We start from the raw sequence: 15,003 nt of genomic DNA on the forward strand, positions 1-15,003 counted from the left end.
ATTAATCTCCTTATGTGTTTTATACAGCCACAGAGGGCTTGCGAAGGGGTTCATCAATTCTTGTTCGTTTATTTACCTCTTCAACGGTAGTTATTCCCATTGTCGCCTTACGCCAGGCATCTTCACGCATCGTCAACATGCCTGATAAACGTGCTTCACGGCGGATAGCAGTAGCTGATTCTCCACGCATTACCATATCACGAATACGGTCTGTTGTTTGTAATAACTCATACACACCTAACCGACCTTGATAACCTGTCTGATTACAATTATCACATCCAGCTCCATGGAATAGTTCAACTTTGGATAGGTCTACAGGAAAACCTAATCGGCGAATTTCAAATTCAGGTGGAGTATAAGGCTCTTTGCAAGCAGTACAAATAGTTCTCACCAAACGTTGAGCAAGTACACAACGGATACCAGATGCTACAAGGAATGGTTTTACACCTATATCAATTAAACGAGTAAATGCAGTCGCAGTATCGTTAGTGTGTAATGTGGAGAAAACCAAATGTCCTGTAAGAGCCGCTTTAATCGCAATTTCAGCGGTTTCAAGGTCACGGATTTCACCGACCATAACGATATCAGGGTCTTGACGGAATATGGCACGTAATGCACGTGCAAAATCCCAACCAATCTCATGGTTAATTTGTACCTGATTAATCCCTGTTATCTGATATTCAACTGGATCCTCCAAAGTGATAATTTTCACATCTGGCTGATTTAATGTATGTAACGACGCATAAAGTGTTGTTGTCTTTCCTGAACCAGTAGGACCTGTTACAAGGACAACACCTGTTGAATGTTCAATTGTCCGTTCCCATGCCTTCTGCATCTGTGGACTAAATCCCAACTGCCCTAACCCTAACATCAAACCACTTTTATCAAGAATACGCATAACTACACTTTCGCCAAAAACAGCAGGAAGAGCACTAACACGCAGGTCTATCACCTTATTTCCTAAGGTCATTTTTATACGACCATCTTGTGGTACACGTTTCTCAGAGATATCCATCCCTGCCATAATTTTAAGTCGTGAAATAATGGCTGCCTGAGCACGCTTTGGCGGTAATGGCATCAAATGCATCACACCATCAATTCGATATCTGACCTTTACATCCGTCTTACCTGGTTCTACATGAATATCACTTGCACGCAACCGAAATGCTTCTAATATCATTTGATGAACATATTTAACAACAGGGTTATCTGCATCACCTTCGTCCATACCTTCCGTAGTGATTGTGGAAGAAGGCATGTTTGCTTCATCCATACTTATACTACTTAGAGAAATATCACTCGCACTAAAGCTCGCAGCAGAACTGATGGAACTATCCAAACCACTCATGTTGGACATCGATGTCAACGAACTAACACTACTTGCACTACTTGCTGAACTCAATAAACTTTCTACTGTCGTTTCTTGCGTCCCATAATACTTACTTAACGCCATCGAAATTTCTTCAGGAGATGCCAACACTGGTTCAACAGGTCGATCCAACAAACGGGAAATGTTATCAAGGTTATTGACATTCGTCGGGTCAGATGTGGCAATTATAACTTTATCACCTCGTATCTCTACTGGTACCACTCGATATAATGTCGCTATACTTCCATCCATTACACTGCGAACTCGCTCGGGTATCTCGCGGTCACTTAATTTAATAATAGGAAGTCCCAACTGAGTAGAGAGTGTTTCTATAATATGACTTTTACTTATATACCCAAGACGAACTAAAATCTCACCTATCTTTCGATGTGACATCGTCGTTTGCTGACGATGTATTGCCTCTCGTAGATGTTCCTCCGTTATTATCTTCTTTTCAAGAAGTATTTGCCCAAATAACTTATAGGTGCTCATAACATATTTCCTAAAAATCTTCTATATTATATACTCTATCATAATTAAATTAAAAAATCAATGTTAAAAATGCGATTTTAGTCATAATTCATAAAAAAATATCCAATTTTGTCAATAATTATCTTTCCGTTTCTCCCATTTATCTTTAATACATTATACCACATATCTATATGAAACAATTCCAAATTTAATACAAAATATAAATCAAAATTATTTCAACGTCACAAGTGTTAACTCACAATCTATTCCCTTGCCACTTTGATTTGACTTAAACTTATCTAATTTATAAACTGCAACCAGATAAGAATCGGAATATATTCTTTGCAAAAATTCTGAAAATCTTTTTAAAGATACACCTTCCAATTTGACTTGAACCATTGGCTGTCGTGGACTTCCTGAACGTGCCCGATAGTTATCTAATTTTGCTTTCTCTGTTAATTTCGTCTCTTTTAGCACCTGGTTGATGTAAGAGAAGAAATCAAAATTCTGAGGTCGTTTCTCTATTATCTGGAAAAGCATCTCTTGAGTTTTTAAACTTTCTTCCTGCTCTTTTTTTAATTTTTCGACCATCTGTAAATTATGGTAAGCCTGATTTAGTTCACTTCGAGATTGTAAAAATTTTCGATAAGGTCCCCTTTGTAGATAAATAGCCATACCTATCACCGCAATAAAACTAACAATCATTGTAATAAAATAAATGCGGTCAACTACTGAATGTGTCATTAAATAAAACTCCTTATTGGTTCTTACTTGGTTTTTCTTCTGGTGTCTGTTCCGTAATTGGCATAGACATCTTTTCTGGCTTTTGAATTCGTATAGCAAAACTGGTCATATTTCCCTGAGCACTTAACTCGGGGTCATCGGTTATATTAAAATACTTCACTTTCCTCAACTCTTCAATTGCTTGATTTATAAATGCGGAATCACTCGTTGTTCCCTGGATACGAATCCACCAGCTCTGAACATCTGGGGAACTCATTCGTATTTCATTTATGTTCACCTTATCCGAGGGTAATTTTTCCGCAATTATATTAAGTATTTCCAAAAGTGGAGGGTCAAAAAATGGAGTTAAATCTATATTAGCATCAAGCCCTTTCTCTTGATTTATTCTCTCTATTTCCTGAGTAAGCTGGTCAGCATTTACCTTATTTAAATTTGCATGCACTAAATTACTTAACGTTAATTGCTGAAGGAAAAAGGCTCCACAAACAAGCCCCGTTAAAACTAAACAATTTGTAAAAATAAGATGTTTTGATAAAGGAGCCAAATAAGCAGAAAGGCTTTGTTCTTCCTTTAGGAGATTAAATGAAAAATAAGGGTCGAGTGTAATTCCCGCAATACCTATTAAAGAATCCCATCTGGCTAATGGTTCATTTTCATTTAATTTTGATACATCTGAATAATGAACTGCCTTTGAAAGAGTAATTATTTCTACATCTGTTTTTATTAATCGTGAAAATATACTCGTTTCCTCTTCTGTCAAAGGAAGCCCTGCTACTTCAATCTTTTCAATACCCTCTTCGCCTTTCCAGCGGGCTAAAAAGGCACGTAAGCTATTCTGAACTTCTCTTGCAAATGATTCCGGGGCATTATAGTAATCTTGAACACCAAGAACAAGATGACGAATAAAAACAAGTTTTTCATTATAAAGTACTGCAATAGTAGAAAAGTTTTTGTCAACCAACAAAGCCGATTTTAATTTGTTGGTAGAAGCACTAACCTTCTTCCAAAGATAAACCAATCCAAGAGAATTTACAATTACTGCTTCAGGCTTCGCAGAAAATTCTGATAAATATTGAATATGGTCTTGGATATGCTGTTTTCTTACACCAATTGCTAACACCTCTGTTTCTTTTTTATCCTCACTTACGATTGTAAAATCTAAAAGCAATTCTTCTATCGGGAAGGGGATATGAGGTTCAAGTTCAAATCGAAGTGCTGAAACAACCTTTTTCATCCCACGGAAAGGAACCTTCAACGTTCGAACAATACTCAAAGAACATGGAACTGAAAGAGTAAAGCATGAAGGACGATACTTCATTTTCTTAAATGCCTCTTCGAGTGCATTTAGTACGTATTCTCCCTTTCCTTCACTGTGATTTTCCACCTCCTCAGAAATACCAATAGGGACTTCAATCCCTTGTAATAAATCCAGATTTTTTCCTTTTGTACGTACTGTTGCAAGACGCACACAATCTTCATTAATCTCAACTGATGTTACAATATTCTTCATGTATCTTTCTTTCTATTTCAGTTATTTTATATAAATTCCTATTATTTTATAATTTTCCAATCTAAAATGCGGAATGGTTCAGCAGGTAAACCTGTTTGATTTTGAGAAACTACCGAGCTTGACGACCTATTCCCTTGTGTATTCGTTTTTACATTTTGTTTTTGATTTGTTCTCTGATTAACAGGATTCATATTAGTCCCAGGGGAAATTCCTTCTTCATATCCCATAGGATTTCTAAACACATACGCCTCTATTCGAACCATACGATTTTGATACAATCCATCGCCATAAATACGAAAAATATCACTCTTCAAAGTAAAGTATTGACCACCCATGGCATACTGTTGAGCTAAACGGTTATTGGGTTGAGAAGGCATTATATTTGGTGTCACCTGCCGTTGTGCCTGCTTACTATTATTGGTTTTATTTGTTTGCTGAACTGGACCTCTCGGAGAAATACCATAAGAACTCAACTGATTTAAATCTGTAAATGGTTGAATATGTGCATCATCGTAAATCCTTTGTCCGATACCTAAATCGGCAGGATTCCCAGTATAACCTGCAACAATCGCCGAAATAACTTCCGGTCTTGCAGAATTAATATTTACTCGTCCTAACCAATCTCCATGAACTGTTAGATATTCAGATAAAGGAAGTTGTTCCTTTTCTGGATCTCCAAAATATATTTTAGGGGTTATCCCTTTGATAAGAAGTAGTTCTTCTATTGAATCCATAGGACCATTTTTACAGGGATAAGGATTTTCCAAACCCATATAATAATCATTTTCTGCACCTTGGGGTCTTTCGGAATCTCCATCATTATAATCCAACCAATCCAGAATAGAGTCTACAATGATATCAGGGGCTGCCCCTTCACCAGTATCTCTTAGCATAAAAAATTCACGAAGAGCATTGACCAGAGGTGTACGTTCTTGAGGTTCACCACCTGATTGAGGCATTAAAAGAGCATTCAAATTTATTTTCCCATATTCGTCAGATATATATGCATGCATCAAAGCATTATTTAAAGGTTCCATTGATGCACCCATATTAAACGTCATCAAATCAAAATCACTGTCTATCGGTGGAGCACCACTCATCATGGTATTGAGAGTATCCTCCGCAAGAAAGGCAATCCCTTTAGCGACGGCAGATTTTGCCGCAAGATACGCTTCTAATTCGCCTTGCTGGCTATAAGCAAGGGACGCTTCTACTTCAGATTCATATAGAAACTCGACAACAAGAATAGACAATAAAGCTATAAACACTAATGATAAAATAATAGCCACACCTCTTTGACGAGGATGGAATTGGAATATTTCCTTTATTTTTCGAATGTGTGTTTTCATTTTCTACCTCGAATAGGATTTTTACCCGAAGAACCTGTTTTTCCTTCTGTCTTATTACCATCCATCTTAAATAATGAACCTGTATCACGAAAATGATTCGGGTCATCCATGGGTTGCACTGTTCCGACTGTCGTTGGCAGAACAATAACTAAATCGATATCTCCACTTTGTGCGTCACCCATATTATTTACCTCACCATATTCATTAAAAAGATTTGCAATAATATGAACTGCCCACGGCATTTGCTGAATAGATTGCGAATCCCATTCCTCTACCCAGTCTTGGGTGGCTGGGTCATAGTACCAAATATCCAAAGTAGCAAGAGGAACACGAATAATATTCATAGGTAGGTTATTCATATCATCTGAAATTCCCGACTCCTCATCAAGAACTAACGGCGATTCTGTTATTACAAGATACTGAGGGGCATTATTCGAAATACCGTACATATCCGTAGCAAAACCAGATACACCTTCGGGAGCACCTTCATCTTCAAAAGAATACGTTACAACCCTACGAATTCCGGGTAAAGCCACAGGTCCTGGCATGGGTAGCGAAGTACAAAACCGAATAGAATCTGCAGGACCATACGGACCTGATTCATTTTTACCAAAGAATTCGTAACCCGTCGTAGAAAAAGAAGGGTCAATATATAGTGCATTAAACGTGTTAATAAAATGATTTACTAAAAATCGTTGTATCCGCATCTTCTCTGCTGATAACCGAGCCAGATCTGTACCTTTTGAAATAGAATCAAGTCCTAAATAAACAATTATTACAATCACAGACATAATTGTAAAAGCTATAAGTAATTCTAATAGAGTAAATCCATGTATGTGATTTGAGTAATACTGTTTATTTTTTAAAAACACGTTTGACATATCACCTACCATACATTGTGTTGCTTCTTCCTGAAGTACGGTTTACAGAATTCGACATTCGATTAGAATTTGATTGTGTTGTTCCCCCAGTAAGATTATTCGTCTGTCCTTCAACACTCAAATCATAACAGAGGAACGTTATTGTTTTATTTTCATTTGATGGAGTCATCAAATTTACATTTACAGTGTATAAAGGGATAGATGGGTCAGAACCAATAGCTGTCGCAATATAATTCCATGAATATCCTTCGTATGCTGGACCAAAATCACCACTTTCTTCTAATGTCCCTGTTAAAACTCCAACCTCTGCTCGTGAACATGCCGCATAAATCAATTGATTTTCATCTGTCTGAGTAATAGTCGCCTCATGCAATTTCATCGCATTATAATGGACATTAAATAAAATAAATGCAGCACCTCCTAATATGGCTAATGCTGTCAGGATTTCCATTAAAGTGAAACCTAAATAACGCTTGTTTCTTAACCAATATCTTTTCATTGCATTCCTTCCATGACAAAAGAACCTGACGATACAGGGTCCCATACTACTGTATAATACTCACCATTATTATTGGTAAGATAAAAAACAACTGGCTCTGTTAAACCCAAAGGGGTCACTTGTATTTCGACAACTTCTTTTGAAAACTTTTTACCACTTATAAAAACGCTTTCTATCCATACATTTTCAGACAAACGCATAGGAGATAATCCAGGTTCATTCACTTCTTCTACAATTGGTTCGCTCCCAAATAAATCAACCTCATTTTTTTCATCGAACAAAGAACCTATCTCATCTAACATGCTATCCTCCTGTTTGACATTCTTAGCCTGCTCTATAAGTTTTTTCCTTACCATCTTATCAAATTTTTGATTAATCTGCTGGCTTGCTGCTGTAGGGTCAAAACCACCCGGCAAATTCTTATTAGTGTTTGTAGCAGTCCCAGCCACATTATTCCCTCCACTCATCAACATCTCTGCTAACTCCTCAGACGATAAGCCTTGCTGTTTCATTTCTTCCAGAAGCCCTAATTGGTCAGTCTCCCCTTCCGTCACTTCAGGGTACGTAATGCGTAAACAATAATAACGTTGTTCCGCCAAATCAATCTCAACATAAAATTCATCCCCCTGAAGTGCTGATAAAGACATCACTGCTCTTCCAAAATAGGCTAATTTTCTCGCTTCACTTTCCAATTCAGAAGATAACGCAAGTGGTAGGAGATACGGCACTGCTATCGTTGCCATTAAAGCGATTATAAAGATAACAATACCTAATTCAAGTAATGTAAAACCTTTCATCCCCCGGGGCGAATGCATACAAAGAACATAAACCTCATATTAATTAAAAATCAAAAAAAATTAATCATCACTCGATATATCTGCATTTGCACCACTACCACCGGCACTCCCATCAGCACCATACGACATAATTTTAAAACTGGAGTTTCCTTCTTTTTGATATATGTAAGGATTACCCCAAGGGTCTAATGGAACCTTAGGTGGGTCCAAAAATTGAGCCGCTTCATCCAAAGTATTCGGCAATCGTTTATTTTTTATCCGATACATTTGCACCGCAGTCTTAAGATTACTAATCTCTGCCTTTGCCTTTGCCTGATCTGCATCATCAAGTGCACCGAACACATAAATACCCACCGTAGTAGCAAGAATAGCAATGATAGCTATCACTACCATTAATTCTACTAACGTAAAACCTAATAGCTGTCTTGTTTTCTTTTCCGTCTTTTGTTGTTTTGTCATGTTTTCATCCTCCAACATGTGTACTCATCTTTAGTATAGGTAGGAGTATCGCCAGAACTAAAAAACCGACGAATATTCCCATTACTACTATTATAACGGGTTCAATCAGTCCAACGATAGCATCAACAGTCAACCGAACATCTTCATCGTAGGTATCGGCAATTTGTAAAAGCATGTTTTCAAGTTCTCCACTTCGTTGTCCCAACTCTACCATGTGTATCATCATTGGTGGGAATATACCCGAATCTTTTAATGGCTGTGCTAAATCGCGTCCACGTCGAACCCCCGCTTTAATATCATCTAAATGCATCTGAATAAACCGATTATCCATAATACTATAAACAACATCGAGCGCAGGCAACATTGTTAATCCACTTTGCAACATTGTTCCTAATGTCCTTGAAAATCGAGCACATAAAAGTTTTTGTAGTAAAGTACCGTAAAGGGGTATCCTAAATTTCCAACGGTCCCATTTCTTTCTACCTTCTTCACGGCTAATCCAAACTCGCCATAGTATAATAAGAAGGAAAATAAAACCAACAAAGAATATTCCATATTTTCCTAAAAAAGAACTAACCGCAATAAGGGCATCCGTGATAAAAGGCAATTCTGTCTGCTGTTTCTTAAATATCGTAGTAATTCGAGGAACAATAACCGTCATCATAAATGTAATAACTGCTACCGCAAAAACGGTCATAAAAGCTGGATATGCAATCGATGAGAGAATTTGTGCTTTTATTTTTGCCTGTCGGTCTAACACATCAGCTAATCGTGTTAAAACCTGTTCCAAGGTACCACTTGCCTCTCCGGCACGAACCATATTTACATAAAGAGAACTAAAAATACGAGGATGCTCCGACAAAGCATCTGCAAGATTCTTCCCCGCGTTTACCTTATCACGAACATCTAAGATAGCGGTTTTGAGTTTTTGTCTTGATGTTTGTGTTATCAAGGCATTCAAGGCTTCCACTAATGGCATACCTGCCCGAAGTAAAACAGCAAATTGACGGGTCATGAGTGCAATATCTCTTGTTGACACTCCACTCCCTAATGAAAAAGAACGCAGTTGTTTACCTCCCGAGTCTTTTGCACTGACACCGTCCGTTGCCTCTTTTAATTCCGTTGGGTATAAATCCAACTCACGCAGTTTCATCCGTGCTAATGCAGGTGAATCTGCATCAATCACACCTCGGGTTGTTTTTCCCGTCCCTTTGGCTAACGCTTTATATTGATATACTGGCATTCGATTAGTCTCTCTTTAGTATTTATTGCTACCCACTTATTGGGCAAAGGTATCTTCAAATATGTCATCTCTTGTAACACGGAGAACCTCTTCTAAGGTCGTAACACCCCTCAACATTTTTTCAGCTCCGTCTTCACGCAGGGTTCGCATCCCTTCTTTATGTGCCTCCCGTTTAATAGCATTTGAATCAGCTCCCTCTAATACTAACTCCTGAATTCTTGGGCTCATCACAAGTAATTCAAAAATACCTGTACGACCATAATATCCCCGTTCCATACATTTTGAACAGCCTTTCCCTCGCCAAATCACTTCAGCCCGTGAGTCTTGTGTCCTGATACCCAATTCTTCTAATGGATTACGTTCTGGCTTATAAGGTTCTTTACATTGGCTACATATCTTTCTAACTAATCGTTGGGCTTGTATTGCTATACAGGATGATGTAACAAGAAATGGCTCAATACCCATATTGGTCAATCGTGTAATGGCACCTGCACTGTCATTTGTATGTAGAGTGGCAAACACCAGATGACCAGTTAACGATGCCTGAACTGCCATTTCTGCCGTTTCTAAATCACGAATTTCGCCGACAAGAATAATATCAGGGTCTTGACGTAAAATACTACGCAATCCAGCGGCAAACGTTAATCCTATTTTAGGTCGAACTTGTATCTGCCCAATCCCAGCTATTAAATATTCGATTGGATCCTCAAGGGTAATTATATTTTTGTCTGGTGAATTGACCCGTTGTAATGAGGCATACAATGTTGTTGACTTTCCTGAACCTGTCGGCCCCGTAACGAGGATAATCCCATGAGAAACAGTTATCAGTCGGTCAAACATCTTATGGTCTCGTTCATCCATTCCTAAATCTTCAAGGCTAAACAGGAAGTTCCCTTTTTCAAGGATACGTAATACAATCCGTTCGCCAAAAGCGGTAGGCAATACCGAAACACGAATATCTATTTCTTTGCCACTTAGCCTTATCTTTATACGACCATCCTGTGGAAGTCTGTGTTCCGCAATATTTAAGTTTGCCATAATTTTGATACGGGAAATAACAGCCGCCTGCTGTGACTTCGGAATTGTAAACTTCTCATACAACACACCATCAATACGATACCGCACACGAACTTCCCGTTCGAAAGGTTCAATATGTATATCCGAAGCCCTTTCTTTTACTGCCCCTGTTATCAATAAATTTATTAATTTTATTATCGGCGCTTCATTAGCAAGGTCAAGCAAATCCTTTTCACTTTCCGCCCCATCTAATGTATGAACTGTTGTTCCTCCATCCTCTTCCGCCAATGCAATACTATCTATCATTTCTGCTGTGTTTTGGGTCTGGCTGTCAAAATATGAGTCTATTATTCTTTGTATATCAACCCTACGACATAGAAAAGGCTGAACAGGTCCACCTAATAGTACCCGCAAATCATCCAAAGGCAATAGATTAATCGGGTCATTTAATGCTACAAAAAAACCTGCCCCGTTTTGTTTATATGGCACCATAAAATATTCACGAATAAAGTTAATCGGAACCTTTGTAATGAGGTTCATATCAACTTTTTGGGACAATTCTAACTCTAACGGTATTCCAAATTGCTCGCTTAACGCCTCTAAAATATGTTCTTCCTCCACATAACCAAGGTCTAATAGGATCTCCCCTAAACGACGTGGTTTAATTTTTTGTAATTCCAAAGCCTCCTTTATCTGCTCCGGATGGGCATATCCTTTCTGAAGCAGAATTTCGCCTAACTGCATTTCCGCAAGTAACTTATCCATTATTTTCTGTAAATTGTACCTCGGTTAAATGTTTCTTGTTCTACCTGTCCTGTTAACGCTTCTGTTCTATCCAAAGTGGGACGATAATTTTTACGCATATTTGCCTTCGTCTTTATCTTCTTAAAGAAACCCGCCTTAAACAATTCCTGAACATTTACATCTTGATATTCCGTGACTTTGTATTGTGTAATTCGTTCCATATCACTGGATTCTTTAACGATATGCGGGGTTACAAGGACGACCATATTCCTCTTTTCCCTTGTAACCGATTTGTTACGGAATAAAAATCCCAACAATGGGATATCACCTGCTATGGGCACTTGGGTTCGTGTTCGGTCTGCTGTATCCCTAATTAGACCAGCCAGAACTGCTGTTGAACCATCCTTAACAAGTACTTGATTCTTAAATAAAGATTTATTAGTTGTAGGACCCAATATATTGACGTCACCAACAGCCTGACTACCTCCTGCAACAGCAGATACTTCAATTTCAATTTTCATCAATACATTATCCCCTTCACTTATCTGTGGTGTTACTGTCAATTTTATGCCGACCTCGTGTCGCTCTACACGGGTATATCCGCCCCAGGTATTATATATTGGCTCTCCTTGAGCAGAACGTTGAGGGCTGGCTGTACTCGTAATAAATGGGACTTCTTGACCAACAACGATAGATGCTTCTTCATTATCCACTGTAACCAAACTCGGTTGAGATAAGACTTCTAAATCAGATACTGTTTCAATCGCCTGCAATAATAATGGAACGAATGGTATTCGCAAACGTTGAGTACTACTAATAGGAATAACAATATCGTCATAGATACCTGTGGTCAAGCCTCCACCTGACCCCAAATTTAACACTCCTAACATCATATTAAGTCGACTTGGATTTGTAATTTTATTTGCCGCTTCTGCTGCTGGTTGCAAAGAATTCACAACTTTCAAAATATTTGATGTCCCTGTTACACCAAAACCTGAATTACCAGACACACTTGCCGCATCTACCTTCACCCCATAATCATTGTTCAATTTAACATCCATTACTACTGCATCGACTAAAACCTGCCTCTGCGGGACATCGAGTCGGGCTATAAAGGCTTCTAATACTTTATAATCTTGTGGTGAGGCAACTATTAGTAATGAATTTGTTTGGTCATATCTCGTAATCTGTACTCGTTGTTCGAAGGGCTGGACTTCGCCAGGCGCTCCTGTTGACATTGCAGAAACAGCGCCTCCACCTGCCCCAGGAACAGCACTTCCCCCAGGTGTAGCACCACCTGTGGTAGACCTCCGCACCGAACCTGAACCGCCTATTAGCGGTTGTAATGCTTGCTCTACTTTTTCTGCATCTGCATTCAGTAATTCATAAATATGAAGGTTATTTGCTTCATACGGTGTTGGGCAATCCAACCTCTTTATAAGGTCACGAACTTTCTCCATCATCCCCTCTGTGGCAACAACTATTAATGCATTAAGTCGCGTATCAGGGACCATGCGCAACACTTCTTGACGTGACCCGATAATCTGCATTGATGGTGCACCTGGTACAGAACGTGTCGGTGGACGAACTATAGGTTGGGGCGCTGAAGGCATAACTGGCCTACCTGCTGTGCCGGTAGTTTTCGTCTCTGACAGAACCTGTTCTATTTGCTGGGCTAATGCTTCTGCCCTCGTATACTCTAACATAAATATTTCCATCTCAGTTTCATTTCCAGATACATCAATTTCTGTAAGAAATGAAAAGATACGTCTTAATCCATCTGCTGTATCTGTAATTATCAACGTATTGGTAGGGGCATAGGCAGAAATACGACATGACTTGGAACCTAATACCTGTAACGCAGTAGAAACTTCAGATACATCTGCATATTTTAATGTAATTATATGAGTCGCAAATTTATCATATCCTTCTGCTAACTTTTCCGTCCCTTTAATTAAAGGCGTTTTATCTGATTGAACCGCATCCGGTGTAGCTATAATCTTTATTAATTTGCCGTCTAAGGTTTCCACCATTGAGAATCCACGTGAGGATAAAATAGATTCTAACACTTGGTATGCCATCTCAGGAGGAATCTTATCGTGAGTTATGACTGTTACAGTGGTTGCTCCGATATTTGGGTCTACATCAAAATTTTTTCCCGTCAACCGTGCAATTGCTGTAATAACATCGTATAGTGGGGCATCATGAAAATCAAATGAAATTGGTTCCGATGGTGTTTCTCCCGTTTTTGGTCCTGTTTCTGTTGCAAGACCTATTTGGGATTTGGCTCCTGCATCGCCAGACGATTGTCCGGAGGTTCTTGGGGAAGGTGGTGGAGGAACTGGTCCGCGCCTCATTGTCGGGAATGAAGGTATAGAGCGAGAAGAAGAAGGCGGTCTTATCGGTTCCGGAGTATTTATCGGTGGTCTTACTGCCTCTGGAGGTGGTGTAGGCGGTTCCGGTGGATTCTCTTGAACTGACGGAGCATCGACAATTTGTGGAATTTCTATATTTTGGGGCAATTCAGGAGCAACCTGCTCTGTATCCTGCCCATAAATATATCCCATATAACATAGTGACAGAATAAAGATTAATAGATTTACATTTCTGGCAATAACAAAAAACACGTCTCTTTTTTTCTTATTTAAGGGGAAAATCTTTAAGTTTTGCAAGGCTCAGCTCCTAATATTCTATATTAAAATTTTTTATTAATTATAATCACACTACTAAAACTAATCTTGTATTTTATATATTATATCCATTGGGTTTCCATTTCTTAATATTGTAACTTTAACTGCAGGGAGTGTAACATCTGTATACTTTCTTATTAATTCTGTAATACTATCTTCACTATTTATAGGCTCATCATTTACTGCGGTTAGCACATCTCCTTCTTTAAAACCTAACTTTGATGCAATCGGAATTTCACTAATATTTTTGGCAGTAACCCCTATAATTTTACCTTCTTGGTCTCTATATAATTCAGGCTTTATACGAGTCACTAAATCTGCATAACTTGCAAAGAAATCCTGAACAATCTCATCCCGATTTAACTCTATCTGTTTAGAAGAGGGTTCTTCCGGAGTTTTCGGTTTATCTTGACCAGACTGTTCTTTATTTTCGTCTGTGGCTCCTTTTAGAAGAGCCAATGAATTATCCTCTAATCTTAATCTCTCCTTTTTCGGCGGATTATTTTTTTTATTAAGCAAAATCACCTCTTTAGGATAAACTTCTTCTAAAAAAACTTGTTCAATAACTTCCTGCCCTATACCAAATGCTGCAGTAACTCGCTTCTCCGAATTTTCAATAAATGCAGCTGCGAATCGGTCCTTCGGTGATAAGGCAATAGTCCCTATTAATTTTAAATTGAGTTGTGTATCTTCAAGAGTATCACTGGGAGGAGGTTCCTCAACCTTTTCTTCTGCTTTCTTTTCTGCATCTTCTTCTGACCATTTACCAGCATTGCCAAATAACCCAGAACTTAAAAGTTTTGACGATAAAGATTTTGCATCAATATTTACAATCTCGTTCTGCGAGGAAATTTCACTGACATTTACCCCTGCACTACCTTTGGACAACTTTTTTTCAGGATTGTAGGTATAAATCTTATACAAAGAAAAACCAAGGGCAATAATTATCAAAAAAACCAATGTTATATGTATAAGAAAAAAAAGCCTCTTAATTTCTATTGTCCGAACCATATTGCCCTTTCATGCTGTCCGTGTCTCCTTACTATAAATCATGATTTGAACGGAATTTAAGGATAGTTAGTTGACTTTACTTCATTACTTACTAATAAAGTTAAGTTTAAACAAAACCCCATAGTTTTCGCAAAACATCAACAACATAAAAACGTACTTTATTATCTCCATTTTATCTGAATATCCCAACAGGTACAGATTCTAACTAAATCATCCTAT

Annotated in this window: 12 protein-coding genes; all 12 read right to left on the reverse strand. The window is 38.3% G+C overall.

The window, feature by feature from the left end; translation table 11 throughout:
- Positions 1-19 precede the first annotated feature (19 nt).
- A complete protein-coding gene (locus tag PLJ10_02005) occupies positions 20-1,861 on the reverse strand; it encodes an ATPase, T2SS/T4P/T4SS family (protein HOK08416.1) in 1,842 nt (613 codons plus the stop codon).
- 210 nt (positions 1,862-2,071) lie between these two features.
- Positions 2,072-2,584, reverse strand: coding sequence for a hypothetical protein (locus tag PLJ10_02010; GenBank protein HOK08417.1), 513 nt, complete (start codon positions 2,582-2,584; stop codon positions 2,072-2,074).
- Positions 2,585-2,597: 13 nt separating this feature from the next.
- On the reverse strand, positions 2,598-4,094 hold the full coding sequence (gene pilM, locus PLJ10_02015; protein ID HOK08418.1) for a pilus assembly protein PilM: 1,497 nt from the start codon (positions 4,092-4,094) through the stop codon (positions 2,598-2,600).
- 41 nt (positions 4,095-4,135) lie between these two features.
- Positions 4,136-5,443, reverse strand: coding sequence for a type II secretion system protein GspK (locus PLJ10_02020; GenBank protein ID HOK08419.1), 1,308 nt, complete (start codon positions 5,441-5,443; stop codon positions 4,136-4,138).
- The gene (locus tag PLJ10_02025; protein HOK08420.1) at positions 5,440-6,324 is read right to left on the reverse strand and encodes a prepilin-type N-terminal cleavage/methylation domain-containing protein; all 885 of its coding nucleotides are present in this window, start codon (positions 6,322-6,324) and stop codon (positions 5,440-5,442) included. The genes PLJ10_02020 and PLJ10_02025 overlap by 4 nt, the downstream gene beginning before the upstream one ends.
- Position 6,325: 1 nt before the next feature.
- Positions 6,326-6,823 carry a prepilin-type N-terminal cleavage/methylation domain-containing protein gene (locus PLJ10_02030; protein HOK08421.1) on the reverse strand — a complete coding sequence of 166 codons (498 nt, stop codon included), beginning with the start codon at positions 6,821-6,823 and terminating at the stop codon, positions 6,326-6,328.
- A complete protein-coding gene (locus tag PLJ10_02035) occupies positions 6,820-7,638 on the reverse strand; it encodes a type II secretion system protein (protein ID HOK08422.1) in 819 nt (272 codons plus the stop codon). Before PLJ10_02035 ends, PLJ10_02030 begins: the two co-directional genes overlap by 4 nt.
- Positions 7,639-7,680: 42 nt before the next feature.
- The gene (locus tag PLJ10_02040) at positions 7,681-8,079 is read right to left on the reverse strand and encodes a type II secretion system protein GspG (GenBank protein ID HOK08423.1); all 399 of its coding nucleotides are present in this window, start codon (positions 8,077-8,079) and stop codon (positions 7,681-7,683) included.
- Between the two features lie 4 nt (positions 8,080-8,083).
- Complete coding sequence (gene gspF / locus PLJ10_02045; protein HOK08424.1) at positions 8,084-9,322, reverse strand: type II secretion system inner membrane protein GspF; 1,239 nt, start codon at positions 9,320-9,322, stop codon at positions 8,084-8,086.
- A 36-nt stretch (positions 9,323-9,358) separates the two neighbouring features.
- Positions 9,359-11,104: a type II secretion system ATPase GspE gene (gspE, locus tag PLJ10_02050; protein HOK08425.1), complete on the reverse strand. Its 1,746-nt coding sequence runs from the start codon at positions 11,102-11,104 to the stop codon at positions 9,359-9,361.
- Complete coding sequence (gspD, locus tag PLJ10_02055; GenBank protein ID HOK08426.1) at positions 11,104-13,755, reverse strand: type II secretion system secretin GspD; 2,652 nt, start codon at positions 13,753-13,755, stop codon at positions 11,104-11,106. The genes gspE and gspD overlap by 1 nt, the downstream gene beginning before the upstream one ends.
- A 60-nt stretch (positions 13,756-13,815) precedes the next feature.
- The gene (locus PLJ10_02060) at positions 13,816-14,697 is read right to left on the reverse strand and encodes a type II secretion system protein N (protein HOK08427.1); all 882 of its coding nucleotides are present in this window, start codon (positions 14,695-14,697) and stop codon (positions 13,816-13,818) included.
- Positions 14,698-15,003 lie beyond the last annotated feature (306 nt).

The sequence above is a fragment of the Candidatus Hydrogenedens sp. genome, from assembly GCA_035361075.1.
Lineage (GTDB): Bacteria > Hydrogenedentota > Hydrogenedentia > Hydrogenedentales > Hydrogenedentaceae > Hydrogenedens.

Bases quoted from the DNA above. Each gene is read 5' to 3' on its own strand.
- pilM (HOK08418.1), bottom strand. From the start codon at position 4,094: ATGAAGAATATTGTAACATCAGTTGAGATTAATGAAGATTGTGTGCGT.
- PLJ10_02040 (HOK08423.1), bottom strand. From the start codon at position 8,079: ATGACAAAACAACAAAAGACGGAAAAGAAAACAAGACAGCTATTAGGT.
- PLJ10_02030 (HOK08421.1), bottom strand. From the start codon at position 6,823: ATGAAAAGATATTGGTTAAGAAACAAGCGTTATTTAGGTTTCACTTTA.
- PLJ10_02010 (HOK08417.1), bottom strand. From the start codon at position 2,584: ATGACACATTCAGTAGTTGACCGCATTTATTTTATTACAATGATTGTT.
- PLJ10_02005 (HOK08416.1), bottom strand. From the start codon at position 1,861: ATGAGCACCTATAAGTTATTTGGGCAAATACTTCTTGAAAAGAAGATA.
- PLJ10_02035 (HOK08422.1), bottom strand. From the start codon at position 7,638: ATGCATTCGCCCCGGGGGATGAAAGGTTTTACATTACTTGAATTAGGT.
- gspE (HOK08425.1), bottom strand. From the start codon at position 11,104: ATGGATAAGTTACTTGCGGAAATGCAGTTAGGCGAAATTCTGCTTCAG.
- gspF (HOK08424.1), bottom strand. From the start codon at position 9,322: ATGCCAGTATATCAATATAAAGCGTTAGCCAAAGGGACGGGAAAAACA.
- PLJ10_02020 (HOK08419.1), bottom strand. From the start codon at position 5,443: ATGAAAACACACATTCGAAAAATAAAGGAAATATTCCAATTCCATCCT.
- PLJ10_02025 (HOK08420.1), bottom strand. From the start codon at position 6,324: ATGTCAAACGTGTTTTTAAAAAATAAACAGTATTACTCAAATCACATA.